At 70.9% G+C, this 26560-nt stretch carries 22 protein-coding genes; 16 read left to right on the top strand and 6 right to left on the bottom strand.

Annotated elements, in window-relative coordinates; translation table 11 throughout:
* The first annotated feature begins 65 nt into the window (after positions 1-65).
* The gene (gene polA, locus ACZ4N5_RS16805) at positions 66-2792 is read left to right on the top strand and encodes a DNA polymerase I (RefSeq protein WP_467757825.1); all 2727 of its coding nucleotides are present in this window, start codon (positions 66-68) and stop codon (positions 2790-2792) included.
* 504 nt (positions 2793-3296) lie between these two features.
* Positions 3297-4043: a hypothetical protein gene (locus ACZ4N5_RS16800; RefSeq protein WP_467757824.1), complete on the top strand. Its 747-nt coding sequence runs from the start codon at positions 3297-3299 to the stop codon at positions 4041-4043.
* Here ACZ4N5_RS16800 and ACZ4N5_RS16795 read toward each other — a convergent pair.
* Positions 3949-4818 (bottom strand): DUF4184 family protein, encoded by an 870-nt coding sequence (locus ACZ4N5_RS16795; RefSeq protein ID WP_467757823.1) that lies wholly within the window; start codon positions 4816-4818, stop codon positions 3949-3951. The two genes, ACZ4N5_RS16800 and ACZ4N5_RS16795, sit on opposite strands and share 95 nt — an antisense overlap.
* Before the next feature lie 245 nt (positions 4819-5063).
* Here ACZ4N5_RS16795 and ACZ4N5_RS16790 point away from each other — a divergent pair, with 245 nt between their 5' ends.
* The 3 genes from ACZ4N5_RS16790 (at position 5064) to pgfA (ending at position 8117) form a co-directional block, all read left to right on the top strand.
* Complete coding sequence (locus ACZ4N5_RS16790) at positions 5064-6797, top strand: lytic transglycosylase domain-containing protein (RefSeq protein WP_467757822.1); 1734 nt, start codon at positions 5064-5066, stop codon at positions 6795-6797.
* Positions 6798-6964: 167 nt separating this feature from the next.
* The gene (locus tag ACZ4N5_RS16785) at positions 6965-7099 is read left to right on the top strand and encodes an SPW_0924 family protein (protein WP_266757582.1); all 135 of its coding nucleotides are present in this window, start codon (positions 6965-6967) and stop codon (positions 7097-7099) included.
* A 25-nt stretch (positions 7100-7124) separates the two neighbouring features.
* On the top strand, positions 7125-8117 hold the full coding sequence (gene pgfA, locus ACZ4N5_RS16780) for a cell envelope lipid trafficking protein PgfA (RefSeq protein WP_467757821.1): 993 nt from the start codon (positions 7125-7127) through the stop codon (positions 8115-8117).
* On the opposite strand, the gene ACZ4N5_RS16775 is transcribed toward pgfA, so the two are convergent.
* On the bottom strand, positions 8107-10719 hold the full coding sequence (locus ACZ4N5_RS16775; RefSeq protein WP_467757820.1) for an ATP-dependent RNA helicase: 2613 nt from the start codon (positions 10717-10719) through the stop codon (positions 8107-8109). The genes pgfA and ACZ4N5_RS16775 overlap by 11 nt on opposite strands.
* A gap of 186 nt (positions 10720-10905) precedes the next feature.
* Positions 10906-11766, bottom strand: a complete 861-nt coding sequence (locus tag ACZ4N5_RS16770; protein ID WP_467757819.1) for a class I SAM-dependent methyltransferase — start codon at positions 11764-11766, stop codon at positions 10906-10908.
* Positions 11767-12083: 317 nt separating this feature from the next.
* Here ACZ4N5_RS16770 and rpsA point away from each other — a divergent pair, with 317 nt between their 5' ends.
* The 5 genes from rpsA (at position 12084) to ACZ4N5_RS16745 (ending at position 17757) form a co-directional block, all read left to right on the top strand.
* Entirely contained in the window at positions 12084-13583 is a 1500-nt protein-coding gene (rpsA, locus tag ACZ4N5_RS16765) for a 30S ribosomal protein S1 (protein ID WP_467757818.1), read from the top strand.
* Positions 13584-14017: 434 nt separating this feature from the next.
* On the top strand, positions 14018-15544 hold the full coding sequence (locus ACZ4N5_RS16760) for a flavin monoamine oxidase family protein (RefSeq protein WP_467757981.1): 1527 nt from the start codon (positions 14018-14020) through the stop codon (positions 15542-15544).
* A 175-nt stretch (positions 15545-15719) separates the two neighbouring features.
* Positions 15720-16658: a PAC2 family protein gene (locus ACZ4N5_RS16755; protein WP_355855544.1), complete on the top strand. Its 939-nt coding sequence runs from the start codon at positions 15720-15722 to the stop codon at positions 16656-16658.
* Between the two features lie 59 nt (positions 16659-16717).
* Positions 16718-17326 carry a dephospho-CoA kinase gene (gene coaE / locus ACZ4N5_RS16750; protein ID WP_467757817.1) on the top strand — a complete coding sequence of 203 codons (609 nt, stop codon included), beginning with the start codon at positions 16718-16720 and terminating at the stop codon, positions 17324-17326.
* A gap of 50 nt (positions 17327-17376) precedes the next feature.
* Positions 17377-17757, top strand: coding sequence for a tetratricopeptide repeat protein (locus ACZ4N5_RS16745; RefSeq protein ID WP_467757816.1), 381 nt, complete (start codon positions 17377-17379; stop codon positions 17755-17757).
* 154 nt (positions 17758-17911) lie between these two features.
* On the opposite strand, the gene ACZ4N5_RS16740 is transcribed toward ACZ4N5_RS16745, so the two are convergent.
* Positions 17912-18223, bottom strand: coding sequence for a DUF6343 family protein (locus ACZ4N5_RS16740; protein ID WP_467757815.1), 312 nt, complete (start codon positions 18221-18223; stop codon positions 17912-17914).
* A gap of 93 nt (positions 18224-18316) precedes the next feature.
* On the opposite strand from ACZ4N5_RS16740, the gene ACZ4N5_RS16735 reads away from it, so the two are divergent.
* The 3 genes from ACZ4N5_RS16735 to ACZ4N5_RS16725 all read left to right on the top strand — a co-directional run bounded on the left by ACZ4N5_RS16735 (position 18317) and on the right by ACZ4N5_RS16725 (position 20937).
* On the top strand, positions 18317-19303 hold the full coding sequence (locus tag ACZ4N5_RS16735; RefSeq protein WP_467757814.1) for an acyltransferase domain-containing protein: 987 nt from the start codon (positions 18317-18319) through the stop codon (positions 19301-19303).
* Between the two features lie 201 nt (positions 19304-19504).
* Complete coding sequence (locus tag ACZ4N5_RS16730) at positions 19505-20194, top strand: class I SAM-dependent methyltransferase (protein WP_467757813.1); 690 nt, start codon at positions 19505-19507, stop codon at positions 20192-20194.
* A 290-nt stretch (positions 20195-20484) separates the two neighbouring features.
* Positions 20485-20937 carry a DoxX family protein gene (locus tag ACZ4N5_RS16725; protein ID WP_467757812.1) on the top strand — a complete coding sequence of 151 codons (453 nt, stop codon included), beginning with the start codon at positions 20485-20487 and terminating at the stop codon, positions 20935-20937.
* 101 nt (positions 20938-21038) lie between these two features.
* On the opposite strand, the gene ACZ4N5_RS16720 is transcribed toward ACZ4N5_RS16725, so the two are convergent.
* Positions 21039-21728, bottom strand: a complete 690-nt coding sequence (locus ACZ4N5_RS16720) for an RNA-binding S4 domain-containing protein (protein WP_467757811.1) — start codon at positions 21726-21728, stop codon at positions 21039-21041.
* A 550-nt stretch (positions 21729-22278) separates the two neighbouring features.
* On the opposite strand from ACZ4N5_RS16720, the gene ACZ4N5_RS16715 reads away from it, so the two are divergent.
* Positions 22279-23811, top strand: a complete 1533-nt coding sequence (locus ACZ4N5_RS16715) for a YfcC family protein (RefSeq protein WP_467757810.1) — start codon at positions 22279-22281, stop codon at positions 23809-23811.
* Positions 23812-24026: 215 nt separating this feature from the next.
* On the top strand, positions 24027-25007 hold the full coding sequence (locus tag ACZ4N5_RS16710; protein WP_467757809.1) for a uracil-DNA glycosylase: 981 nt from the start codon (positions 24027-24029) through the stop codon (positions 25005-25007).
* A 34-nt stretch (positions 25008-25041) separates the two neighbouring features.
* Here the strand turns inward: ACZ4N5_RS16710 and ACZ4N5_RS16705 are convergent, their stop codons facing one another.
* Entirely contained in the window at positions 25042-25479 is a 438-nt protein-coding gene (locus ACZ4N5_RS16705) for a RidA family protein (RefSeq protein WP_467757808.1), read from the bottom strand.
* Between the two features lie 175 nt (positions 25480-25654).
* Here ACZ4N5_RS16705 and ACZ4N5_RS16700 point away from each other — a divergent pair, with 175 nt between their 5' ends.
* Positions 25655-26449, top strand: a complete 795-nt coding sequence (locus tag ACZ4N5_RS16700) for a nucleotidyltransferase domain-containing protein (RefSeq protein WP_467757807.1) — start codon at positions 25655-25657, stop codon at positions 26447-26449.
* Positions 26450-26560: the final 111 nt, after the last annotated feature.

Below are 26560 nucleotides of genomic sequence, written 5' to 3'. Positions count from 1 at the left end.
CGGGGGAGGTGCCTGGCGGGCCGGGACGGCTCTCGATGTCAGTGGGCCGTGGCAGGATCGGGGGCGTGGCAGACACAGCATCGAAGAAGACCGAGAAGACCGCAGGTACGGGTCGCCCGCGCCTGATGCTCATGGACGGGCACTCGTTGGCCTACCGCGCGTTCTTCGCGCTGCCCGCGGAGAACTTCACCACCGCGACGGGTCAGCCGACGAACGCCATCTATGGTTTCGCGTCGATGCTGGCGAACACGCTGCGTGACGAGTCGCCCACGCATTTCGCGGTGGCGTTCGACGTCTCGCGCAAGACGTGGCGTTCCGAGGAGTTCACCGAGTACAAGGCGAACAGGTCGAAGACCCCGGACGAGTTCAAGGGGCAGGTCGAGCTGATCGGCGAGGTGCTGGACGCGATGCACGCGCAGCGGTTCGCGGTGGACGGTTTCGAGGCCGACGACATCATCGCGACGCTCGCCACACAGGCCGAGGCCGAGGGCTTCGAGGTGCTGATCGTCACGGGCGACCGTGACTCCTTCCAGCTGGTGTCCGAGCACACGACGGTGCTGTACCCGACGAAGGGTGTCTCCGAGCTGACCCGGTTCACTCCGGAGAAAGTCTTCGAGAAGTACGGGCTGACGCCGGCGCAGTACCCCGATTTCGCGGCGCTGCGCGGTGACCCGTCGGACAACCTGCCGGGCATTCCCGGTGTCGGCGAGAAGACGGCCGCGAAGTGGATCAACCAGTTCGGTTCGTTCGCGGAGCTGGTCGAGCGGGTCGACGAGGTCAAGGGCAAGGCCGGGCAGAACCTGCGCGACCACCTGGAGGCGGTGAAGCTCAACCGCCGTCTCACGGAGATGGTCAAGGACGTCGAGCTGCCCCGGACGGTGGCCGACCTGGAGCGCGCCGCGTACGACCGTACGGCCCTCGCGATGGTCCTGGACACTCTGGAGATCCGTAACCCCTCGCTGCGGGAGCGGCTTCTGGCCGTGGATCCGGGGGCGGGGGAGGCCGAGGAGGCGCGGCCCGTCGTCGAGGGCGTCGAGATCGACGGCGTGGTGCTGGGCGCGGGCGAGCTGAAGCCGTGGCTCGCCGAGCACGGCACGGCGGTTCTGGGCATGTCCACGGTCGACTCGTGGGCGCTGGGCACGGGGTCCGTCGCCGAGGTGGCGCTCGCGGCCGGTGCGGGGGCGGCCGGCTGGTTCGACCCGTCCCAGCTGGACGAGTCCGACGAGAACGCGTTCGCCGCGTGGCTCGCCGACCCCGGGAAGCCCAAGGTCATGCACAACGCCAAGGGTGCGATGCGGGTCTTCGCCGAGCACGGCTGGACCATCGAGGGTGTGAGCATGGACACCGCGCTCGCCGCCTACCTGGTCAAGCCGGGCCGCCGCTCCTTCGCGCTGGACGCGCTCTCGCTGGAGTACCTCGGCCGGGAGCTCGGACCCGCCGCCGCGGCCGACGGCCAGCTCGCCTTCGGTACGGACGAGCAGGCCGAGGCCGACGCGCTGATGGCGCAGGCCCGCACGATCCTCGACCTGGGCGAGGCGTTCGGGGAGAAGCTCCAGGAGGTCGGCGCGGCGGATCTGCTGCGCGACATGGAGCTGCCCACGTCCAGTCTGCTGGCCCGCCTGGAGCGGCACGGCATCGCGGCGGAGCGGGCGCATCTGGAGGCCATGGAGCAGATGTTCGCCGGGGCTGTGCAGCAGGCCGTGAAGGAGGCGCACGCGGCCGCCGGGCACGAGTTCAACCTCGGCTCGCCCAAGCAGCTCCAGGAAGTCCTCTTCGGTGAGCTTGCCCTGCCGAAGACGAAGAAGACCAAGACGGGCTACACGACGGACGCGGACGCCTTGGCCTGGCTGGCGGCGCAGACCGAGAACGAACTGCCCGTGATCATGCTCCGCCACCGTGAGCAGGCGAAGCTGCGCGTCACGGTCGAGGGCCTGATCAAGTCGATCGCCGCGGACGGCCGTATCCACACCACTTACAACCAGACGGTGGCGGCGACGGGCCGGCTGTCGTCGACCGATCCGAACCTGCAGAACATCCCGGTCCGTACCGACGAGGGACGCGCGATCCGCCGTGGCTTCGTGGTCGGTGAGGGCTTCGAGTCCCTCATGACCGCGGACTACAGCCAGATCGAGCTGCGGGTGATGGCCCATCTGTCCGAGGACGAGGGCCTGTTGGAGGCGTTCACCTCCGGCGAGGACCTGCACACCACCGTCGCCTCCCAGGTGTTCTCCGTGGAGCGGTCCGCGGTCGACGCCGAGATGCGCCGCAAGATCAAGGCGATGTCGTACGGCCTCGCCTACGGGCTGTCGGCGTTCGGTCTCTCCCAGCAGCTGAACATCGAGGCGGGCGAGGCCCGTGCGCTGATGGACACGTATTTCGAGCGCTTCGGCGGGGTGCGGGACTATCTGCGCCGGGCGGTCGACGAGGCCCGGGCCACGGGCTACACCGCGACGCTCTTCGGACGCCGCCGCTATCTGCCGGACCTCAACAGCGACAACCGGCAGCGCCGCGAGGCGGCCGAGCGCATGGCCCTCAACGCGCCCATCCAGGGCACGGCCGCCGACATCGTCAAGATCGCGATGCTCAACGTGGACCGGGCGCTGCGCGAGGCGAACCTCAGCTCCCGCATGCTTCTCCAGGTCCATGACGAAATCGTCCTGGAGATCGCCCCGGGCGAGCACGCCAGGACCGAGGAACTGCTGCGCCACGAGATGACGTCCGCCGTCCAGCTCCAGGTCCCGCTGGACGTCTCCGTCGGCTCGGGCCCGGACTGGGAGTCGGCGGCGCACTAGCACCGGGGCCGCTTTCGGCCGAGGAACGCGGGCCCAGCACCACGAGGTACCGGGCCCGCACACCGGAGGACTGCGGGCGCGTGCCGGACGACGCCCGCGCACCGGGCGACTCCGGGCCCACGCCGGCCGTGTGCAGGTGACTCCGGCCGCGGCGGGCCCGTACGCCGGACGACTCCGGCTGTTGCCGGGCGACTTCGGGCCCAGCCCGGCCGTATCTGGGTGACTCCGGCGCGCGTCGGCCGCATGACGGGCGACTTCGGGCACCCGCCGGGGCCATGCCGGACGGCGCCGAGCGACTCCGGGGTGACTCTGGCCGCACGCTTGACGTCTTCGGGCGCGTCGGATCTGCGCCCCGCGCTTCCTGCGGGCTTCGCGGGCCCGTTGCCCCCCGCTGTTCCCCGCGGATTCCGCGGATTCGGCGGGGTCCACCCATGCCCGGAGGGCTGTCACTCGCGTGGCTCTCACAGAGCGCCGGGGGCCGGAAGGTGCCGTAAGGATGCGGGCATGGGTATACGCACGCTCCACTGCCGTACGGTCATGGCCACGACCGTCGTGGTCGCGACCGTGACGGTGACCGCAGCCGTCGTCCCGGTGCTGCTCGCGCCGATACCCGCCGTCGCCGCCGAAGCGGGCACCGCCCAGCTGCCCGAGCCCTGCCGTTCCTCCCCCGACGAGGACCTCGCGGCCCGGATGTCCCACGACCTGGAGGCGGCGCTCTCGGCACGCGGCGGCACCGGCCTGATGGCGGTGCGCGACAACAGGACAGGCCGCCCGACCCGCACCACGGCCGGCGACCGGATGCGGCTGCCGGCGGTGCTCACCGGCGCCCACGCGTTCCTGAGGACCCGTGCGCACGGCCTGCGGCTGCTCACCGGGGTCCGCGGCGACCGGCGGCGGCCCGTGCCCTCCGCCCCGCCGCGCGGTGTGAAGGCGCACATCTCGACCGGCCGGCTGCCCCGGGCCGCGAACGGCGGGCGCGTCCACTGGATCGGCGCCTTCACCGGCCCCGCCCGCAGCTACCGCGTCATCGTCCTGTCGTACGACCATCCGACGATGCCGTACGCCGCCCGCGTCGTCGAACGAGTCGCCCGAGCGGTGCACCGGGGCCTCGGCCACGGACGCTGCCTGCTCCGGAGCCTTGCCACCGGTACCGCGGTCAGCGAGGCGCCGGGCGGCTCGGCTCCGTACGGGCCGCCGCCGGGCCGGGACGAGCCGGGCCTGGACGAGCCGGAGCGGGACGCCACAGCCTGACCGCCGTGACATACAGGCCGAGGCCGAGGACCAGGCCCGCGCCCCCGCCGAAGCACAGCGACGGAATGAGTTCCCACGGCTTCGCGATGGATCCCCAGTACGCCCACCAGCGCACCGCCCGCTGCACCGCTGCGGCCAGGGCGAGGCCGCCGATCACCGCGGCGGCCAGCCACCGGTCGGCGGTGGACAGGACGGGCACCCCGACGGCCGGACCGTAGGGCGTGCGGCGCAGGGCGAGCACCACGAAGGCGACGATCACGACGGCCGCCACCGCCGAACTGCCGTACTGGACATACCAGTAGAGCGGCGAGCCCGCGAGGTTCCGCCCGAGGACGGGGAAGAGTCGCACCCCCCACCGGTCGTGATGGGTGAACGCGTCCCACACCACATGCGTCAGCGCGCCGAGCACCGCGGAGACGTACCACCACAGGACCACCGGCGCGCGCACCGGCTCGCGCGCGGCTCCGCAGCGCAAGAGCCGCGCCGTGCGCCCCTGTCGTGCCGCGGGCACCAGCGCCACCAGCGGTTCGCGCAGCATCAGCCAGGCGCCCACCAATATCCATGCGATAAGCACATCGACGGTGAACACCCCGGCGAACGAGTGGGTGAAGGTGCCGAACTCCATCGCCCCGGGCACTACGCTCGCCGCGTAGTAGGTCATGTCGGGAGCGAAGGAACCCGCCACGAGAACGGCGGGAATCAATCGGCCGCGACCGCTTCCGTCCCCGCGTACGGCGGGCAGGACGGCGGCCGCGTGACTGAGGGTGAAGGGCAAAACGTCCCCCTGCGGCTACTGGTGACCGGCTATGTCCGGCCTGTTGATCACTGACGGCCAGTATGCGGGACGACGTCACATGGCCAACTGGTGAATATCGGGCGCGAACGGCTCCCCGGGCAACGGAAGTTGTCGTAGGGTCACCTGGGTCGCCGTGCTGGGGAGCACGGCCGGAAACGGCGGAAGCGCACAGGGTTCTGAGAGACGGCAGGCTGGGCCGGTCGTCCGTGGGAGGGGTTCACTCAATGGCGGCGCAATTCGGCAGGAGGCTGCGCAAGAGCGCGGCAACCACCGCTGTGGCCGCGGCCGCGGTCGCGGCTCTGTCCGCCTCCCAGGCCCCGGGAGTGACGACCGACGACCACGGCAGACAGTCGGCGGGCGCCGACGTCGGCCAGGGCGCGAACGACGCGGGCGGCGACGGCACCGCGACCGGCAACTCGCGCTACTACACGGACCTTCCGCCGCTGCAGAGCCCGAACCCCGAACCGAGCGCGAGCGCGGGAGGCGGCACGCCCGCCGCCACGGGCGCCGCCGAGGCGGGCATCCCGGCGACCGTGCTGGCCGCCTACAAGCAGGCCGAGGCGTCGCTGCACGAGTCCAAGCCCACCTGCAACCTGCCCTGGCAGCTCCTGGCCGCGATCGGCAAGGTCGAGTCGGGCCAGGCACGCGGCGGCCGCGTCGACGCGAGCGGCACCACCCTCTCGCCGATCCTCGGCCCGGTCCTGAACGGCAACGGCTTCGCCAGCATCACGGACACCGACAACGGCGCGTTCGACGGCGACAGCACCTACGACCGGGCGGTCGGTCCCATGCAGTTCATCCCCTCCACCTGGGCGTGGGCGGGCCGCGACGGCAACGGCGACGGCAAGAAGGACCCCAACAACGTCTACGACGCGGCGCTGGCCGCCGGGCACTACCTGTGCCGCTTCGGCCACGACATGTCGGTCCAGGCGCAGATGAACGCCGCGATCCTCAGCTACAACAACTCGACGGCGTACCTCAACACCGTCCTGTCGTGGCTGGAGTACTACCGCAAGGGCACGCACGAGGTACCGGACGGCACGGGCACGCTGCCCTCGCACCACAGCGACGAACCCGCCTCGCCGAGCCCCACTCCCACCCCGCCGCAGCCGTCCCCGCCGAGCAGCCCCCGCCCGGGCGGCGGTCCGACGAGCCCCGCCCCGAAGCCGCCCGCCACCCCGACCCCGCCCGTCACGCCGCCGACGAGCCCGCCCACCACCACGCCGACGCCCACCCAGACGGTGGACCACCTGACGAACATGGGCGCCGGGCACCCCACGGCGACAGCCGGCGACACGTTCACGCAGAAGATCGCGGTACGGACCGAGGACAAGGCCGGCAAGGCCGTGGCGAAGGTCCGGGTGCGGTTCACCATCGTCGGCGACACCGACGCCACCTTCACCGGCGGCGAGAGCGTCGCCACACAGCTCACCAACGGGCTCGGCACGGCCACCGCGCCCGCGCTCGTGGCGGGTGAGAAGACGGGCGACTTCACGGTCCGCGTCACCGTCGTGGGCCGCGTCATGGCCGGCCTCGACTACACGGCGACCGTCACCGCCCGCCAGGCCGACACCCTGGCCCGCACCACCGACACCGCGCCGACCTGCGTGCCGGGCGGCGAGTTCGCCGACCAGATCGAGGTGAAGGCCACCTACCAGGGCGCCGCCGCGGGCAAGGTCGCCGCCACCGCGACCCTGATCAAGTCCGCCGACGACACAGGCGAGAACGACAAGGGCCCCTACTTCAAGGACGCGGACGGCAAGACCGTACGCACCCTCACCGCCCTGACCACCGACGCCGACGGCCTGCTCAAGCTGCCGAAGCTGTACGCCGACGACACCACCGGCACCTTCCTGCTCCGCATCACCACCATCGGCGGAGCCACCCTCACCATCGAACTGACGGTCGCCGCCGCTCCTGACACCGCCACTCCCACGGCCTCTCCCACCGCCTCCTAGAACGGAGCCGCCACCGCGCGGCACAGCTCGCCTCCAGGGCGCCCTCCCGGCTCACGCCGCGGGGGCGCCCTGATCCGTTGTGTGTGCGACGTGTTCTCATCTCGCCTCGCCGTTGCTACGGTGCCGGACCTGACGATGTATCAGCTCCTGGCCCTCGGGAGGCCCGCATGCGTGCCCTCATCGCCGCCGCGACCGGTCTCGCCGTGGCACTCGCGCTGGTCCTGACCATCACGGCGATGGGCTCGCCGGCCGGACACACCTCGCCGAAGCCGATGCTCACCACCGTCCCCAAGCACCCCTGACGCACGCACCGGGAGGGCCGTCGAGATGCGCCGCAAGGCAAGCCTGATCCTGCTCGCGCTCGCCGTGTTCTTCGCGGCGCTGTCCCCGCTGCTGCGCTGGTACGCCTTCCCGCGCCTGGCCAAGATCCCCGCCGACCAGTACCAGGACATGGTTCTGGAGGCGAAGGACGCGACCCTCCTCGACTACGGCACCATGAAGGCCAAGAAGGTCTCCAAGGTCACCATCGTGCAGACCCTGAAGGGCAACGTCGAGGCCTCCGACCGGATCGAGCGGACCGCGGGCCGTGACGTCGTCGTCTGGGACTCCCTCTCCTATGTCCAGGGCCCCGACGGGAAGATGGTCTCCAAGCTCCCCGAGCGCTACATCTTCGACGCCCACAGCCAGGAACCCGTCCACGCCACCGGCGAGTCCGTCGACGGCGACCCCGTCAACCGCGGGGGCATCGAGTTCAAATGGCCCTTCCGGACCGAGAAACGGGACTACGAGTACTTCGACGCGCAGACCCGCACCTCGGCGCCCATCCACTACCGGGGCACCCGGACCTTCCGGGGTGTCAAGGTCTACTACTTCGAGCAGACCATCCCCTGGACGAAGGTGAAGTTCCCCAAGGTCATGCCCGTCCAGGGCGTCACCCCGGAGTCCCTCGCCAAGACCGGCACCACCCGCTGGTACACCACCGTCCGCAAGTTCTGGGTCGAACCGGTCACCGGAGCACCCGTCTACGGCGAGGAGATCCACAAGGAGGAACTCCGCGGCGGGACACTCCTGGGCGACCGGGACAAGGTGACCGCCTTCTCCGGGCACGTGAAGATGCGCGAGGACTACATCAGGCACACCGTCGACCTCGTCAAGTCGAACCGCACCCTCGTCCTGATGATGACCTCCTACCTCCCCTGGGGCTTCCTGCTCCTGGGCGCGGCCCTGCTGTCCCTCTCGCTGTACCTGGAGGCCCGCGGCCGCAGGCCGGGCGATCCCGCACCCGCCCCGGCGGCCGACCCCGAGCCCGTCAACGCCTGAGCCGCGCGTTCGTGTACCGCGTCGGCTCGGCGGTCGCCGGGTCCTCGGGCCACGGATGCTTGGGGTACCGGCCGCGCAGCTCGGCCCGTACGCCCTTGTAGCCGTCCTTCCAGAAGGACGCGAGATCGGCGGTGACCGCGGCCGGCCGCCCGGCCGGGGAGAGGAGATGCACGAGTACGGGCACACCGGCGACCGCGGGCGAGGCGTGCAGCCCGAACATCTCCTGCAGCTTCACGGCGAGCACCGGCTGCGCGGGGTCGGCGTAGTCGACGCGGATCCTCGACCCGCTCGGCACCTCGATCCGCTCGGGCGCGAGCTCGTCGAGCCGGGCTGCCTCCCCCGTCGCCCAGGGCCGCAGCCGGTTCAGCGCCTGCCCGGCCTCGATCCGCGCCAGGTCCGCCCGCCGCCGGGCCCGGCTCAGCTCCGGCTCCAGCCACTCCGCCACACGCGCGTGCAGCACTTCGTCTGAGACGTCCGGCCACGGGTCTCCGAGCCGCCGGTGCAGGAACGCGAGCCGCTGCCGCAGCACCCCCGCGTCCGGCGACCACCGCAGCAGACCGAAGCCCTCCTCCCGCAGCCCTTCGAGCAGCGCTTCCCTGACGAGCCCGGGGTCCGCGTTCCGCAACGGCCGCACGGCCAGCTCCACCGCCCCCAGCCGCTCCACCCGCCGCGCCACGACATCGCCCTCGGCCCAGTGGACCTCGTCGCCCTCGGAGTACAGGCCGGCGGCGGCCCGCCGTGCCGTCCGCTCGTCGATCACCGCCGCGAGCCTCACGCGCGCGTGCCCCCTGCCGACTGGACGATCCGCGACGGCGACCGCGAGCCAGGGAGCACCGCGCAGGACGGAGCCCTCACCGGCGTCCGCGCGGGTCCCGTTGACCATGAGGTGGGAGCCGCCCTGCACGTGCGCGACCCGCTCGGGGAACGCCAGCGCGGCGACGAGCCCGACGACCCGGTCGTCCCCGGGCTCCGCCCGCGCCCCGTTGTCGGCGGGGGTGCCGTCACGGTCGCCCCGGTGATGACCCGGCCCCTCGTCGCGCGCCTCCGGAGCGGAGGGAGAACCGGGGGAGGACGCGTCGCCGGGCGCGGGCCCGGCGCCGGCCGCCGCGGAACGCAGCCGGCGGGACTCGGTGCGCCAGCGGGCCGCGTAGGCGTCGCCCCCGCGCCGGGCGGTGCGCCAGGCGGCGGCCAGGTCGTCGCCGTACTCGCGCGGGGGCTCCTCGCTCAGCAGCGCGACCACGTCGGCGGCCCGCGCCACGCCCACCACCGGGGTCGCGTCCAGCAGCGCCCGCGCCAGCCTCGGGTGCAGGCCCAGACGGGACATGCGCACACCGCGTTCCGTGGCCCGCCCCGAGCCGTCGACCGCGCCCACGGCCGACAGGACGGCCCGCGCCGCCGCCATCGCCCCGCCCGGCGGCGGATCCAGCAGAGCCAGCCCCGTCGCCTCCGGATCGCCCCAGCACGCCGCCTGGAGGGCGAACGCCGTCAGGTCGGCCACTTTGATCTCGGGGGCCGGGAACCGCGTCAGACGGCCGTCCTCCGCCTCCGCCCAGCACCGGTACACCGCGCCCGGCGCCTCACGCCCGGCCCGCCCCGCCCGCTGCCGTCCGGCCGCCTGCGAGGCCCGTACGGTCGCCAGCGCGCTCAGCCCGCGCGCGTGGTCCACCCGCGGCTCCCGCGCCAGCCCGGAGTCCACGACCACCCGCACCCCCGGAACCGTCAGCGACGACTCGGCCACCGAGGTCGCGAGGACCACCCGGCGCCGCACGCCGGCCGTGAGCACCGCGTCCTGCACGGCTGCCGGAGCCCGCCCGTGCACCTGCAGCACATCGATGTCCCCGAGACCGCCCAGCTGCCCGGCGACCCGCGCGATCTCCCCGACCCCGGGAAGGAAGCACAGGACATCACCCGAGCGCTCGGCCAGCGCCCGCCGCACCGTGGACGCCACATGCGTGAGCAGCGCCGGGTCCACCCGCATCCCGTGCGGCGGCCGTACGGGGCGCGCGGGCGGCGCCCACACCGTCTCGACCGGATACGAGACACCCTCCGCCTCGACGACCGGCGCGTCGCCCAGCAGCCGCGCCCAGCCTCCGGCGTCCGTCGTCGCGGACGCGGCGACCAGCCTCAGCTCGGGACGGAGCGCGGCCCGCACGTCCAGCAGGAACGCGGCCACCGTGTCGGCGTCCAGATGCCGCTCGTGACATTCGTCGAGCACGACCACGTCGACGCCCGTCAGCTCCTGGTCCCGCTGCAACCGCTGGAGCAGGACCCCGGTCGTGACGACCTCCACGCGCGCGCGGGGGCCGACCACCCGCTCCCCGCGCACCGTGAATCCGACGTTCCGGCCGACCTGCTCGCCGAGGAGCCACGCCATCCGCCGGGCGGCCGCCCGGGCCGCGATCCGCCGCGGCTCGGCCACCACCACCCGGCGTGCCGGGCGCCCGTCGTCCAGGAGACCCGCCAGGGCCAGCGGCACCAGCGTCGTCTTGCCGGTGCCGGGCGGAGCCACCAGCACCGCGCTGCCGTGCCCCTCCAGGGCATCGTCCACAGCGGGCAGGGCGCCACGTACGGGCAGTACGTCCAGGGCTTCGTAACGGATCACGCCCCCAGTCTCGTACGAGCGCCGAACCGGCCGCGTACGAAGTCCGGCACAGCCTCCACGCGCGTGGGACACACCGCGACACACGAGGACGCACCAAGACGCACGAAGGGGAGCCGGTTCGGCTCCCCTTCGTGCGCAACCTGCACGCGCGTGCAACGCGCACCTTGATCTTGCGTGTCCCGTACGTCAGTCCCGTTCGCACACGAAGATCGCCGTGCCCGGAATGAGGTTCCCGCGCAGCGGGGACCAGCCGCCCCACTCCTGGGTGTTCCAGGCGGGCCACTCCGGCTCGACGATGTCGACCAGGCGGAAGCCGCCCGCCACCACGTCGCGCACCCGGTCGCCGACCGTCCTGTGGTGCTCGACGTAGACCGCGCGGCCGTCTTCGTCCTGCTCCACGTACGGGGTGCGGTCGAAGTAGGACGCGGACACCGTCAGGCCCTCGGGGCCCGGCTCGTCCGGGAAGGCCCAGCGGACCGGGTGCGTGACGGAGAAGACGAAACGGCCGCCCGGACGCAGCACCCGGTGCACCTCCCGCAGCACCAGCACCGGGTCGGCGATGAACGGCAGCGCGCCGTACGCCGAGCACGCGAGGTCGAAGGAGCCGTCAGCGAACGGCAGCGCGCTCGCGTCCGCCTCCACCAGGGGCACGGCGCCCCCGATGCGCAGGGCGTGCTGGAGCTGGCGGTGGGAGAGGTCCAGGGCCACCGGACGCGCGCCCTGCCCGGCCAGCCAGCGCGAGCACTGTGCCGCGCCGGCGCCGATCTCCAGGACGTCCTTGTCCTTGAGGTCCTCCGGAGGGCCGAGCAGCTCGGCCTCCACCTCGTCGAGGCCCTCGGGGCACCACACGAATCGGTCGTCGCCGAGGAACGTGCCGTGTTCGATCTGGTACTCGTCCGCGTTCCGGTCCCACCAGCCCCGATTCGCCCGGGAACTCTCGATGAGGTCCGCATCACGTCGGGTGGCTTCCGGTTCGATGGGTTCGGGCTCTTGGATGATCGGCTCCCTCGTCGTACTCTTCCGTCCAACCCGTCTCGGGCGTGTCACGAAAGAGGCGTTCTACTGCCCGCGTGGCCTTGTGAGACAGGTCTTGTGCCGGGATTGCGGCGATCCGCCCCGGGTGTGCGCCTTCGCGCATTGACCCTGCCCGGCTGCCCCCGTATGCTACAAGTTGCGCTGCGGGCCTGCGCTCCTCAGACGTAGCAGGCTGCGCTCGCATCTGTATGTATGTCCCCTCGGTTTTCGAGGCGCCTCCGGCTTTTGTCGGGGCGCTTCCTTGGCTGTCCGGCCTTCTACAGAGCGAAACGGGCTCCCGGCGTAAGCAGTACCTACGACTCACTGTCCGTACCGGAGCCCTTTCCCACATGACGAGCAGCACCGAGACCACCTCTACCACGCCGCAGGTAGCGGTCAACGACATCGGTAACGAGGAAGCATTCCTCGCCGCGATCGACGAGACGATCAAGTACTTCAACGACGGCGACATCGTCGACGGCGTCATCGTGAAGGTCGACCGGGACGAGGTCCTGCTCGACATCGGTTACAAGACCGAAGGTGTCATCCCGAGCCGCGAGCTCTCGATCAAGCACGACGTCGACCCGAACGAGGTCGTCAAGGTCGGCGACGAGATCGAAGCCCTTGTTCTCCAGAAGGAGGACAAGGAAGGCCGCCTGATCCTCTCGAAGAAGCGTGCCCAGTACGAGCGCGCCTGGGGCACCATCGAGAAGATCAAGGAAGAGGACGGCATCGTCACCGGCACCGTCATCGAGGTCGTCAAGGGTGGTCTCATCCTCGACATCGGCCTCCGTGGCTTCCTGCCGGCTTCTCTCGTCGAGATGCGCCGTGTCCGCGACCTCCAGCCCTACGTGGGCAAGGAGCTCGAGGCCAAGATCATCGAGCTGGACAAGAACCGCAACAACGTGGTCCTGTCCCGCCGCGCCTGGCTGGAGCAGACCCAGTCCGAGGTTCGCCAGACGTTCCTCACCACCCTCCAGAAGGGTCAGGTCCGCTCCGGCGTCGTCTCCTCGATCGTCAACTTCGGTGCCTTCGTGGACCTGGGTGGCGTCGACGGTCTGGTGCACGTCTCCGAGCTCTCCTGGAAGCACATCGACCACCCCTCCGAGGTTGTCGAGGTCGGCCAGGAAGTCACCGTCGAGGTCCTCGACGTCGACATGGACCGCGAGCGCGTCTCCCTGTCGCTCAAGGCGACGCAGGAAGACCCGTGGCAGCAGTTCGCCCGTACGCACCAGATCGGTCAGGTCGTCCCGGGTAAGGTCACGAAGCTCGTTCCGTTCGGTGCGTTCGTCCGTGTGGACGAGGGCATCGAGGGTCTGGTCCACATCTCCGAGCTGGCCGAGCGCCACGTGGAGATCCCGGAGCAGGTTGTCCAGGTCAACGACGAGATCTTCGTCAAGGTCATCGACATCGACCTCGAGCGCCGCCGCATCAGCCTCTCGCTGAAGCAGGCCAACGAGTCCTTCGGTGCCGACCCGGCCTCGGTCGAGTTCGACCCGACGCTGTACGGCATGGCCGCGTCGTACGACGACCAGGGGAACTACATCTACCCCGAGGGCTTCGACCCCGAGACCAACGACTGGCTCGAGGGCTACGAGACCCAGCGCGAGGCGTGGGAGCACCAGTACGCCGAGGCGCAGCAGCGCTTCGAGCAGCACCAGGCTCAGGTCATCAAGTCCCGCGAGGCCGACGCGCAGGCCGAGGCCGAGGGTGCCACCTCCACGAGCGCGGCTCCGGCCGCCTCCGGTGGCGGTTCCTACTCCTCGGAGTCGGACGACAACTCCGGCGCCCTGGCGTCGGACGAGGCGCTCGCCGCCCTCCGCGAGAAGCTCGCCGGCGGCCAGAGCTGAAAGCTCACCGCTAGCAAGTAGCTGAAAGAAGTGGGCCCGCACCGATTCGGTGCGGGCCCACTTTCGTGTGGGGTCCTTTCCTGGGGAGGGTCAGGGAGCCGCCGCTTCGTGGGGCAGGTCAGGGAGGCACCGCGATGTTGGTGAGTGCCGTGCCGCCGGTTCGCAAGAAAATGTTCTTGTACATGAACTTCGGGTTCCCATGTGAACGTTGGAGGTCGCGGTTCCGCGTCGGGGTCCGGGCCGGGCCGGTGTGCGGGGAGGGAAACGTGGTGGATACACGAGTAGCTGTGAGGCTGTAACGGGCCGTTGCCAGGATCCCCGGGTCAATCAAGATCGTGAGGGGAGTCGAAGGCATGGCAGCACACGAGCGATCGACAGCGGCGAGCCGGCGGGCGTTCTTGCGGACGGTCGGTCTGACCGGCGGCGCGGGCGCGATGTTCGCCACCATGGGGGCCCTCGGCCTCGCGCCCACCGCGCAGGCCGCCCAGCGTGAACAGTCCTTCCGCGCACCGAAGTCGGGCGATTTCACGCTCACCGGGAGGGGTGCCGCGAAGGTCGTGATCGTAGGCGGCGGCATCGCGGGTCTCGCCTCCGCGTACGAGCTCGGCAAGGCGGGCTACGACTGTACGGTCCTGGAGGCCAGAGACCGGACCGGCGGCCGCAACTTCACGGTACGCGGCGGTGATTCGACCACCGACCTGTACGGCAACACGCAGACGGCCCGGTTCAGCGAGGGCCAGTACATGAACGCCGGTCCGGCCCGCCTCCCGCAGTGGATGGTCACCCTCGACTACTGCAGGGAACTCGGCGTCCCCGTCGAAGTGTTCACGAACACGAACGCGGACGCATACATGTACAACGAGTCGGCCGGCATGACCAAGCCGATGCGCCATCGGACCGCGAAGGCCGATGTCTACGGATACGTCTCCGAGTTGCTGGCCAAGGCCACTGACAAGGGCGCCCTGGACAAGGAACTGACCGCCGTCGACCAGGAGAGGCTCATCGAGTTCCTCAAGGACTTCGGCGAACTCGGCGACAAGCTCACCTATGAGGGCGGTCCGCGCCGCGGCTACACCACCGTCCCCGCCGCCGCCGGAACCCCGGGCGTGCTTCTCGGCGACGTTCCGAGCGCCTCCGAGGTCTTCGCCTCCGGCGTCGGCCGCTACTTCTCCTTCGAGTTCGAGTTCGACCAGGCGATGCTGATGTTCCAGCCGGTGGGCGGCATGGACCAGATACCCAAGGCGCTCACCAGGGCGATCGGGGCCCACCGCATCCGTACCGGAGCGGCGGTCACCCGGATCACCGACAAGGGGAGCGGCGTCACCGTCTTGTACACCCAGGGCGGGCGCACCAGGACCCTGGACGCCGACTTCTGCATCGGAGCCCTGCCGCCCAACATCCTCGCCAGGATCCCGCACAACCTCGGCTCCGGCGTCCAGAGCGCCCTGGAGGCGATCACCCCGCAGTCCGCCGGCAAGATCGGCCTCGAATACCGGTCGCGCTGGTGGGAGCTCGATCACCGGATCTACGGCGGCATCACCGAGACCGACCAGGACGTCACCCACATCTGGCATCCCTCGTACGGCTTCCACGGCCGGCGGGGGGTCATGATCGGCTACTACAACTACGGCTCCGACGCCGACGCGTACGCGAAACTCACTCCCGAGGAGCGCGAGCGGCGCGCGGTGGCCGTCGGCGTGAAGATCTACGGCGAGAAGTACCGCACCGAACTCGACTCGTCCTTCTCCCAGCACTGGCGTCAGACGCCACATCTGGAAGCCGCCTGGCACAACACCCCCGGCGGACCCGACGACCCCCGCTACAAGCCGCTGAACCGGCCCACCGGGCGGGTCTACTTCGCGGGCGACTGGCTGAGCTACGCCGACGCTTGGCAGCACGGCGCCTTCACGTCCGCCCGCAACGCCGTCACCGCGCTCCACGCGCGCGTGCTGTCCTCGTAACACACGTGTGCTGTGCTAGTGGCGGCCCGCCGACGGTGCCGTCACCAGCCGCGGAACTCCTGCCGGCCCCTCGTGCAGGCTGACAAGGCACGGGACAGTGGTGCGGAGCACGGGACGGGAATGTCCGTGCTCCGTGCCACGTTGTGCAGTACGAACACGAGGAGGAGCGGTCACAGTGCTTGATCCGCAGGGTTTGTACGCATGGGAGCCGAAGGGCCTGGCCGTGGTCGACATGGCACTCGCCCAGGAGTCGGCCGGTCTTGTCATGCTCTACCACTTCGACGGATACATCGACGCGGGCGAGACCGGTGACCAGATCGTCGACCGGGTGCTCGACTCGCTGCCCCACCAGGTCGTGGCCCGCTTCGACCACGACCGGCTCGTGGACTACCGTGCCCGACGTCCGCTGCTGACGTTCAAGCGTGACCGCTGGACCGAGTACGAGGAGCCGACCCTTGAGGTACGGCTCGTGCAGGACGCCACCGGCGCGCCCTTCCTGCTGCTCTCGGGACCCGAACCGGACACCGAGTGGGAGCGCTTCGCCGCCGCCGTCCAGCAGATCGTGGAACGGCTCGGCGTCCGCCTCTGCGTGAACTTCCACGGCATCCCCATGGGCGTCCCGCACACGCGCCCCGTGGGCCTCACCCCGCACGGCAACCGCACCGACCTGGTGCCCGGCCACCGCAGCCCCTTCGACGAGGCGCAGGTCCCCGGAAGCGCCGAGTCCCTCGTGGAGTACCGCCTCATGGAGGCCGGCCACGACGTGCTCGGTGTCGCCGCCCACGTGCCCCACTACATCGCGCGCTCCCCGTACCCGGACGCGGCACTGACCGTCCTTGAGTCCATCACGGCCGGGACCGGACTGGTGCTTCCCGGGATAGCGCACGCCCTGCGGACCGAGGCGCACCGCACCCAGACCGAGATCGACCGGCAGATCCAGGAGGGCGACGAGGAACTCGTCGCGCTGGTCCAGGGCCTCGAGCACCAGTACGACGCCGCCGCGGGTGCCGAAACCCGCGGCAACATGCTCGCGGAACCGGTGGACATCCCCTCGGCGGACGAGATCGGCCAGGAGTTCGAGCGATTCCTGGCGGAGCGCGAAGGCGACGCCTGACCCCTCCTCCCGGCTCCCGGGCGGAGGGTCTGTCAGTGGCAGGCCCTAAGCTGCGAGGCATGCTGAAGGTGGGTTTGACCGGTGGTATCGGCGCCGGCAAGAGCGAAGTGTCGCGGCTGCTCGTCGAGCACGGCGCGGTGCTGATCGACGCGGACAGGATCGCGCGAGAGGTCGTCGCGCCCGGGACTCCCGGGCTGGCGGCGGTGGTCGACGCCTTCGGCGGGGACGTGCTCGCCCCGGACGGCAGCCTGGACCGGCCGAAGCTCGGCTCGATCGTCTTCGCCGACCCGCAGAGGCTCGCCGTCCTGAACTCGATCGTGCACCCGCTGGTCGGCGCCCGCTCGCGCGCACTGGAGGACGCCGCTCCCGAGGACGCCGTCGTCGTCCACGACGTGCCGCTGCTCGCGGAGAACGGTCTGGCCGCGCTGTACGACCTCGTGATCGTCGTCGACGCCCGCCCCGAGACCCAGCTCGACCGCCTCGTCCGCCTGCGTGGCATGACCGAGGAGGACGCCCGCGCCCGCATGGCCGCCCAGGCCTCGCGCGACAAGCGCCTGGCGATCGCGGACATCGTCATCGACAACGACGTACCGCTGGAGGAACTGGAGCGGCGGGTGCGGGACGTATGGGCCGATCTGGTGCGCAGAGCCCGGCAGCCCCAGGAATAGCGCCCCTCGGGAGGGGCGTTGAACCCCTGCAGCGAGGGAAGGACTCTGCCGTGCCCGAGACCAGCGGATCGACCGGACGTACTCCGGAGACGCACGTCATCGACTTCCGCGCCGCCGAGCAACTGCTCGCCGCGCGCGACCCGCGGGGTGCGGTGAAGCTGCTCGACCCTGTCATCGCCGCTCATCCGGAGAACACCGCGGCCCGGCTGCTGCGCGCGCGTGCCTTCTTCGCCGCCGCGCAACTGCGCCCCGCCGAGCTCGAGTTCACGATCGTCCTGGAGCGCGAGCCGGACAACGCGTTCGCGCACTTCGCACTCGCCCGGACCTACGAGCGCCAGCGACGCCCCGAGCAGGCGAAGCGGCATTTCAGACTGGCGGCGGCACTCGACCCGAAGCCGCAGTACCTGAAAGCTGCACGATTCGACTCGTAGCGGTACCGCGCGAGGCAGCGGCAAGGGCGTACACGGCCTGCCGGCATCCCGCGCTCTCTGCCCCCGGCACCTCGCGCCGGCGGCATCCGGCAGGGGCCTGCACGGCTCCCTGCGCACCACGCCGTAAGACAGGGGCGACCGACGCCCGGCCGCTTCAGGGGTGCGACGGCCTCGACGGACGGCGCCGCTCCGGAGGCCGGTACCGGGACCGGTCGTCCACGGGTTCGTACGGCGGGACGTCACGGCCCGGTTGATAGTGCGGGCCCTGCCTGATGTGCCGCAGGATCATGGTCATGTCGACGGTGACGATCACCCAGAGCAGACCGCAGGCGGCCGCCCATCCCGGCCGCCCCACCAGGGCGAACGCGACCGTCCCGAAGATGGCCCAGATCAGGCCCCAGACGCTCAGCCAGAAGCGCATCCGCAGAGCACTGCGCGCTGTCATCGGTTCACTGCCCGTACGCATGAGGATCACTACTCCTACGAGGAAACGTACTCTTCGTGGTGCACGTTCACCAAGGGAGAGCGGTCCGGACGACGGCCGCCGGGGGAGGCAACGGTGCTGCTGAAGGCGCTGCGGGCGGACGCGAGGCTCGCCGAGTGGCTGAGAGACCTGGAGAGCGAAAGTTCTGCCCTGGGGGAAGTGTCACTCCCGGACGCCGACGCGTTGCCCGACATCCTGCTCGACCTGTCCGTTCCCCATGAGCACATCAACGAACTCGTCGCGCTGCGCGCCCGGTTGGCCGCCGACCCGGAAGCCATGGCCCTCCTCACGCGCTGCGTCACCCGCTTCGTACGGGACATGGGAGAGATAGGAAAGGGCTGGGAGCCGCCCGCGTTCCCCGTGACGACGGGACCTCTCGGACGCTGTTTCCATCTGTACGTCTTCATAGCGGCACTTCCGTACGTCCGCGCCCATCACCGCGAGCGCGGTGTCCCCGAGGACGTCTCCCGGCGCACGCTCGCCGACCTTGGCCGTCATGTGTCCGTGCACCACAGAAGGGCCGGCGGCCCAGGACTGCTGTTCCCCTGGTGGATAGCCCTGCACTTCCACGGCGAGCTGTTCCAGCTGGGCCGGCTCCAGTTCCAGCGGGTGCTGCTGGGGCGGCGTACGGCCGCTGCCGTCGCGGCGGCGGGTCTGGACCTGAGCCCCGGCGACCCGTGCGTGAGCCTGCACATCACCGACTTCCGCGGCCCTCTCTCCCCGGCCGCGTGCGATCGTTCACTCGCCCTGGCCCGGGAGTTCTTCGCCCGCCACTACCCCGACGAGCGCCACGAGGTCGCCGTCTGCAACTCCTGGCTGCTCGACCCGCAGCTCAAGCGGTATCTGCCGGCCGACTCCAACATCATTCGCTTCCAGGACCGCTTCCACCTCGAGTGCGAGGAGCCGACGCCGGACGACACGGTGCCGATCGGCTTCGTCTTCGGCGACCCGGAGCTTCCGCTCGACGAACTGCCGCGGCGCAACAGCGTCGAGCGCGCGGTGGTGGACCACCTGCGCGGTGGTGGGCATTGGTACGGGGGGCGGGGCTGGTTCGCGTTGTAGTCCGTCCGCCGTAGCCCTGGTCTGCGGTTCGGCAGACTCGGTCCGGGGTCCGGCAGACCCGGTCTGGGGTCCGGCAGACCCGGTCTGGGGTCCGCCAGACCCGGTCTGGGGTCCGGCTCGGACAGGTGTCCCTCGAACATGTCACCCGAATGAGTGATGGAGGGAGGGAACGGCCCCGCGGAACCCGTCCGTTGGACGGGTATGAGGATCGAGAAGCGTCAGGGATACGAGGGCACTGGGCGCGGTGCCATCACACCGGACGGCTGCGCGGTCGAGCTCTACACCCGCCTGCCCGTCGGAACAGAACCGGACATCATCACCGCCGCTGTGCCCGCCGCCGCGCACATTCTGGAACTGGGCAGCGGGGTCGGACGGATGACCCACCCGCTCCTGGAGCTGGGGTTCGCGGTCACGGCGGTGGACGAGTCCGCCGAAATGCTGGAGCACGTCCGTGGGGCGCGCAGGATACGCAGCAGCATCGAGGACCTCGACCTCGGAGAGACGTTCGACGTCGTTCTGCTGGCGTCGTTCCTCATACACGCCGGGGATGTCCGGGTGCGGCGGGCCCTCCTGGACACCTGCGTCCGCCATGTGGCTGACGACGGCTGCGTGTTGATCCAGCGCGAGGGCGAGGACTGGCACACCGACGTGCCCCGCGAGCGCACCGACCCGTCCGGATTCGTCGCACGCATCGTGTCCGCCGAGCCCGTCGGGGACGGGGTCAACTCGGTGCGCGCGGAATACACGTTTCCGGACGCCACCTGGACCCAGACGTTTCTGTCCCGCCCTTTGACGAAGGACGAATTCGAGGAGGCCCTGGCGGAGGCGGGCCTGAAGGTGGACCGGTACCTGACGGACGACAGGGTGTGGGTGAGGGCCGTGAAGGGGTGAACGAGCGAATCAGCGCCGGGGGAGGGGGAGCGGGACTGTAGGGGGGCGCGGCCGGGGCAGGCCTGGGCACAGCCTGGGCACGTCCGGGGGGATGCCCGTCCCCGGGGCCATGTCTAGGCATGCTTGGGGGCGGGGCGGGGCGGGGGAGGGGGAGAGGGTGGGAAGGGGGGCTGCGGGTCGATGGGTGGGTCGATGGGTGGAACAAACCCCGTTCCGCGCCGATGAGTTCCCGACAGTCCTCAGGTCTATCTCCGTGAAAGCAGCAGCCCCGCTTCCCACAGGAGACCACCGTGTCGGAGACCACCCTTCCCCTCGCCACCACCGCCCAGGCCGCCGCGACTCCCCGTTCCCGCGTCGCCCGCATCTCCCTGACCGCCCTGCAGGTCGTCCTCGGCCTCTTCTACGCGTTCGCGAGTGCTCTTCCCAAGCTGATCGCCCACCCCTCGGCTACAGAGTCGTTCGACAAGCTGGGCTGGGGGCACACGGGCATGTACATCATCGGCGCGCTCGAACTCGCCGGAGGCCTGGCCCTGTTGATCCCGCTGTTGGACTCGCTGGCTGCGACGGCGCTCGGCGCGCTGATGGTCGGCGCGTTCATCGTCAACGTCACGGTCATCCACGGCCCGTACGTGGCGACGCCGCTCATCCTGCTGCTGCCGCTCGCCCTGATCGCCTGGGCCAGGCGCGGCCACACAACCGAGCTGCTCCGCCTGGTACGCCGACGGGTGGGACGCCGAGTCTGACGACGGAGCAAGGACGGAGGGCTCCCCGGTCCCGGGGGAGCCCTCGACGTCGTACGACGGCACGTCGCCTTTCAGGGCGTTCAGGTCGCTTTTCCGGGCGTTCAGGAGGGCGAGGGGCCGGGAGAATCCGACGAACCCGACGAGCGGGGGCCGGCCCACGGGGGACCGGTCCAGCGGGGACCGGCCGAGCGGCGGGAAGAGCCAGCGGACCCGGTCGAGCCGGTGGACGGGACGGAGGTTCTGACGGGGCCGGACGAGCCCGTCTGCATCCCCCGCAGGCGTTCCGTCTCGCGGCGGTCCCGCTTGGTCGGGCGTCCCGTGCCCCTGTCCCGGATGCCCGCCGGAGCCACGGCCTCACGCGGCGGAGGCGGCGGGCTGTTGTCGACGTAGCACTCGACGGCGACGGGCGCGCCGACCCGCTTGCGGATCACGCGCTTCACGACGACGATCCGCTCCCGGCCTTCTTGCCGCAGGCGTACCTCGTCGCCCACGCGAACCGAGTACGCGGGCTTGACGCGCTCACCATTGACCCGAACATGGCCACCCTTGCAGGCAGCGGCACCCATCGAGCGTGTCTTGACGAGACGGACGGACCAGATCCAGGCGTCGACCCGCACGCTCTCGCCGCCGGCAGGCCCGGCAGCGGCGGCGGCCTTGACGGCGGCAGCGGTCGTGGAAGTCGTCGTGGAGTCGGCCCCGGAGTCGGCCGTGACGGCATTCGCGCCGCCCGCGCCGCGCGCACCGTCGGCAGCCGCGCCCTTCATCTCCCCGTCAGCACCCTGAGAAGCCATAGCTCGACTCTAATGCCCGCAGTCCGGCATACCGCATGCCTTTTCCGTCGCACGGACCACACCGGATGCGTCGTCCCCCCAGTGCGCCGAGGCTGTCGAGTGAGGCAGTCCGGGAAGCGGCAGTGAAGCCGCCCGGGAAAGGGCAGTGAAGCCGCCCGGGGAACAGCAGTGAAGGCGCCCGGGGAGCAGGGGCGACGCTGTCCGGGACGGCAGAGGGGACCGAGGGTGGAGACAGCAGCGAAGGTCGGCGCGTTGACGGACGGCCTCCGCGCGCGTCCTCTTCTCGGAGCTGCGCAACACGGTGGTGGCGATCTGCGCCTTCGCGCGGGAGTATGCGGCCGACTTCCGCACGGGAGCGGGAGCGGGAGCGTGCGCGGCCTCATGAGCGCAGGGATCACAGGCTTCCTCGTGCGGGCGGCATGGTGACAGCCGATGTCACCGTCCTCTTCCGGGGCGGTCTCATGATCATCGGGGCCGCCGGTTGCCTCACGGGCGGCCCTGCGCCCCATGCCGTCCTTGTCGGCGGCGGCACTCGGGAGGCCGGGGCCCGGTGACCACTCCGACCGATACCGAGGCGCCCGACACCGAAGAGCCGCCGCACCAGCGCAAGTTCACGTTCCCGAGTGCCCTGACCGTCCTCGCGATCGTGACGATCGCCGTGTGGGCGCTGGCGTTCCTTGTCCCTGCAGGGCAGTACGACCGCACGCCCGAGGGCAGGCCGATCCAGGGCACCTACCACCGCGTCGACTCCGGTCAGAGCTTCGTGGACCGCCTCAACGACCTCTTCCTCTCGCCCGTCAACGGCCTCTACGGAATCCTGGACGAGAAGACCGCGCAGGTCGGCCCGGAGTTCGCCGGTGAGCTGTACGGCAGCGCGGGCGTTTTCCTCTTCGTGCTCGCCATCGGAGCGTTCATCACGGTGGTGTTCGCGACGGGCGCGCTCGACCGGGGCATCGGCCTCCTCGCGCACCGGCTGCGGGCGCGCGGTGCGCTGCTCATCGCGGGCATCATGCTGGTGTTCTCGGTGCTCGGCACCGTGGAGGGCTTCGCCGAGGAGACGCTGGGGTTCTACGGGCTGATCGTGCCGTTGATGCTGGCGCTCGGCTACGACCGGATGGTCGCGGTCGGCACGATCATTCTCGGCGCCGGCATTGGAGTGCTGTGCTCGACGGTGAACCCGTTCGCGACGGGCGTGGCCTCATCGGCCGCCGGCATCTCGCTCGGCGACGGCATCGTGCTGCGGTTCGTGATGTGGGTCGTTTTGACGGCGGTCACGATCGCGTACGTCGTCCGGTACGCGCGCCGGGTGCAGAAGAACCCGGAACGCTCGATCACCGGCTTCCTGCCGGGGGACCGCGAGCACGCCCAGGAAGCGGCCGGCGAGGTTCCCGAGCTGACCGGTCTGCACAAGGCGGTCCTCGTCACCACGACCCTGGTCTTCGCCTTCATGATCTTCTCGGTCGTACCGTGGTCCAGCGCGCTCACCGGCAAGGCGGACGCACGACCGTACGGGTTCGAACTCGGCTGGTCGTTCCCCGAGCTGGCGGCGCTGTTCCTGTGCGCGTCGGTGCTGGTCGGGGTGGTGGCGCGGATGGGCGAGCAGAAGCTGAGCGCGACGATCATCCAGGGCGCCGCGGATTTCATGTCACCTGCGCTGGTGATCGTGCTGGCCCGCGGAGTCACCGTGATCATGAACAACTCGAAGATCACCGACACGGTTCTGCACTCCATCGAGGGCATCGTGGAGGGCACCTCCTCCAGTCTCTTCGCGATCATCGTCTTCATCGTGAACCTGCCGCTGGCCTTCCTCATCCCCTCCACCTCGGGCCACGCGACCCTCGCGATGCCGATCCTCGCCCCGCTCGCCGACTTCGCGGGCGTCTCCCGTGCCGTCGTCGTCACCGCCTGGCAGTCCGCCAGCGGCTGGATGAACCTCTGGGTCCCCACCACCGCCGTCACCATCGGCGGCGTCGCCCTCGCCAAGGTCGGCTACGACAAGTACCTCCGCTTCATCTGGCCCCTCCTCGCCATCCTCTTCCTGCTGATCTGCGGGTTCCTGGCGGCCGGGGCGGAGATGACTTAGAGGCCGGTGGGGAGGGGCAGCGGGAAACGGAGCGGGCGGACCGGTCGTACGTTGGTGGCGTGGACAGCGACCCGAATGAAACCGGTCCGGCAGCCTCCGTCGGTCCGGAAGTCTCTGGGCGCTCGGCAGCTTCCGTCGGTCCGGAAGTCTCTGGGCGCTCGGCAGCCTCCGCCGGTACGGACGTCTCTGCGGGTCCGGCAGCCTCCCCCGGTTCCGTGGAAGGTCTGGCCAGTCCCTCCGATCTCGCGGGGCTGGACGCGAGGATCGCCGGATGCCGGGCCTGTCCGCGTCTTGTCGCGTGGCGCGAAGAGGTGGCCGCCACCAAGCGCGCCGCCTTCGCCGATCAGACGTACTGGGGGCGTCCGGTGCCCGGGTTCGGGCCTGCCGACGCCTCGCTCCTCGTCGTCGGGCTCGCGCCCGCCGCGCACGGCGGGAACCGGACCGGTCGGATGTTCACGGGTGACCGGTCCGGCGACGTGCTGTACGCGGCGCTGCACGATGTGGGTCTCGCCTCGCAGGGGACCTCGGTGAGCGCGGACGACGGACTGGAACTGTACGGCGTACGCGTCACCTCTCCCGTGCACTGCGCGCCGCCCGCCAACAAGCCGACGCCCGAGGAGCGGGACACCTGCCGACCCTGGCTCGTCAGGGAGCTGGAGCTGTTGCGGCCCACGCTACGGGCGGTGATCGTCCTCGGGGCCTTCGGCTGGCAGGCCGCGCTGCCCTCCTTCGCGCAGGCGGGGTGGACGGTGCCCCGGCCACGGCCGACGTTCGCGCACGGGGCACGGGTGACGCTCGAACGGCGACCGGAGCCGGGCACCACGGACACGGCCCCGGACCCGGAAACCGACACCGATTCCGACACCGACACTGATTCCGATCCCGTGTCTGCGTCCTCGCCCGAGCCCGCTTCTGCCTCCGCTTCCGCTTCCGCCGTCGCTTCTACTTCCGCTTCGGTCGAGCTTTTCGGGTGCTTCCACGTCAGCCAGCGGAACACCTTCACCGGGCGGCTCACGCCCGCGATGCTCCGCCAAGTCCTGAGCGCGGCAGCGGAGTCGGCGGGGCTGATCACGAGCCCACCGCCGGGTTGGCCTCGCGCGATGAGCCCGCGTCGTGATCCGCGACGCACTCCTGCTCAAGGGCATCCCCGGGACGATCGTCCAGGGCCGGCCGGCGATCCCACGGTCGACCGGTAGTCGAGCCGGATGCGGTCCTGCCCGGACGCGGGGGTCAGGCGCAGTCGGGCTCGGTCTCGGCCGCAGGTTCGGTCTCGGGGACGACGGCGGTCGCCGTGATCTCCACGAGCTGCCCGGTGTACCCGAGGCAGGCCACGCCGAGCAGGGTCGAGGAGTGCGGGCCGATGCTCAGCCCGGATGCCTCGACGACGTCCCAGACCGCGGACAGCACCGCAGTCTCACTGCTGACGACGTACACATCGGTCGACACGACATGGGCCATGTCGCTGCCGACGGCGCGCAGTTGCTCGTCGAGGTTGGCCAGCACCTGCTCGGCCTGCCGTACGGGATCACCCGCGCCGACCAGCGTTCCGTCGGCGTCGAGCGGCACGGACCCGGCGAGGAAGGCCAGCTTCGTCCCTGCCTCGACGAGGGACGCGTGAGCGTAGACGGGCGGCGCGAAGAGGCTGGGAACGGTGACGCGCTGGACCATGGGGGGCTCCCTGTGGCTGGGGCTGTGGGTGGGGCTCTCGACGGGGTGACGGACAACTTGCCGATGATGTGGCTCCGACGCCTGCGCCCGCATCCGAATTACCGTCGATATCGGCTCGACGCCGCCGCCACCCCGGCAGCATCCTCGTCGCATGCACCCGGAGAAACGGAGGCCTGTGTCGTTGAACGCGGACGACGAGAAGCTCCTCGCGCACGTCGCCGACCGCCTCGCCGCCCTCCCGGCCGTCCGGGCCGTGGCCCTCGGCGGTTCCCGGGCTCAGGGTACCCATCGTCCGGACAGTGACTGGGACCTGGCGGTCTACTACCGGGGCGACTTCGACCCCGAGGACCTCAGAGCGGTCGGCTGGCAGGGAGAAGTCTCCGAGATCGGCGGCTGGGGCGGCGGTGTGTTCAACGGCGGTGCCTGGCTGACCATCGACGAGCGCCGGGTCGACGTGCACTACCGGGATCTCGACGTCGTCGAGCACGAGATGGCGGAGGCGAAGTCCGGCCGCTTTCGTGTCGAGCCCCTCCTCTTCCATCTCGCGGGAATCCCCACCTACTTGATCGTCGCCGAACTCGCCGTCAACCGTGTCCTGCGCGGCGACGGCCTACCGCGCCCAGCCGTCTACCCGCCGGAGCTCCGCGCCTCAGCATCCGCACGCTGGTACGGCACCGCGCGGGCCACCCTCGCCTATGCGAAGTCCCAGCACGCACCGGCCGGCCGGCTCACTGAGGTGGCGGGAGCCCTGGCGACAGCCGCCATGCAGACGGGTCACGCCGTACTGGCGGCGCGCGGGGAGTGGGTGACGAACGAGAAGAGGCTGCTGGAACGCGCGGGACTGCGAGGGGTGGACGACCTCGTCGTGGGTCTGCGCACGGATTCCCGATCTCTCGTCCGCGCCGTCTCCGACGCGGAGGCGTTCTTCGCCGCCGCGGTGGAGTCCGAGCAGTTCTCTCCGCGGGAGTGAGAGCGTTCTCTCCGCGGGGGTCAGGGCGCTGCCTCCGCAGGGGTGAGGACGTCGCCTCCGCAGGGGTGAGCGCGTTGCCTCAACAGAGCTGAGGGCGCTGTCCCCTGGGGA

This window comes from Streptomyces sp. NPDC026500 (assembly GCF_055567635.1).
The sequence above is the reverse complement of the archived record's forward strand: the minus strand, read 5'-3'. Positions and strand labels throughout refer to the sequence as shown.

Excerpts from the sequence above, each read along its gene's own strand:
- ACZ4N5_RS16800 (WP_467757824.1), top strand. The coding sequence starts at position 3,297 with ATGGGTATACGCACGCTCCACTGCCGTACGGTCATGGCCACGACCGTC.
- ACZ4N5_RS16790 (WP_467757822.1), top strand. The coding sequence starts at position 5,064 with ATGGCGGCGCAATTCGGCAGGAGGCTGCGCAAGAGCGCGGCAACCACC.
- ACZ4N5_RS16785 (WP_266757582.1), top strand. The coding sequence starts at position 6,965 with ATGCGTGCCCTCATCGCCGCCGCGACCGGTCTCGCCGTGGCACTCGCG.
- pgfA (WP_467757821.1), top strand. The coding sequence starts at position 7,125 with ATGCGCCGCAAGGCAAGCCTGATCCTGCTCGCGCTCGCCGTGTTCTTC.
- rpsA (WP_467757818.1), top strand. The coding sequence starts at position 12,084 with ATGACGAGCAGCACCGAGACCACCTCTACCACGCCGCAGGTAGCGGTC.
- ACZ4N5_RS16760 (WP_467757981.1), top strand. The coding sequence starts at position 14,018 with ATGTTCGCCACCATGGGGGCCCTCGGCCTCGCGCCCACCGCGCAGGCC.
- coaE (WP_467757817.1), top strand. The coding sequence starts at position 16,718 with ATGCTGAAGGTGGGTTTGACCGGTGGTATCGGCGCCGGCAAGAGCGAA.
- ACZ4N5_RS16740 (WP_467757815.1), bottom strand. The coding sequence starts at position 18,223 with ATGCGTACGGGCAGTGAACCGATGACAGCGCGCAGTGCTCTGCGGATG.
- ACZ4N5_RS16730 (WP_467757813.1), top strand. The coding sequence starts at position 19,505 with ATGAGGATCGAGAAGCGTCAGGGATACGAGGGCACTGGGCGCGGTGCC.
- ACZ4N5_RS16720 (WP_467757811.1), bottom strand. The coding sequence starts at position 21,728 with ATGGCTTCTCAGGGTGCTGACGGGGAGATGAAGGGCGCGGCTGCCGAC.
- ACZ4N5_RS16705 (WP_467757808.1), bottom strand. The coding sequence starts at position 25,479 with ATGGTCCAGCGCGTCACCGTTCCCAGCCTCTTCGCGCCGCCCGTCTAC.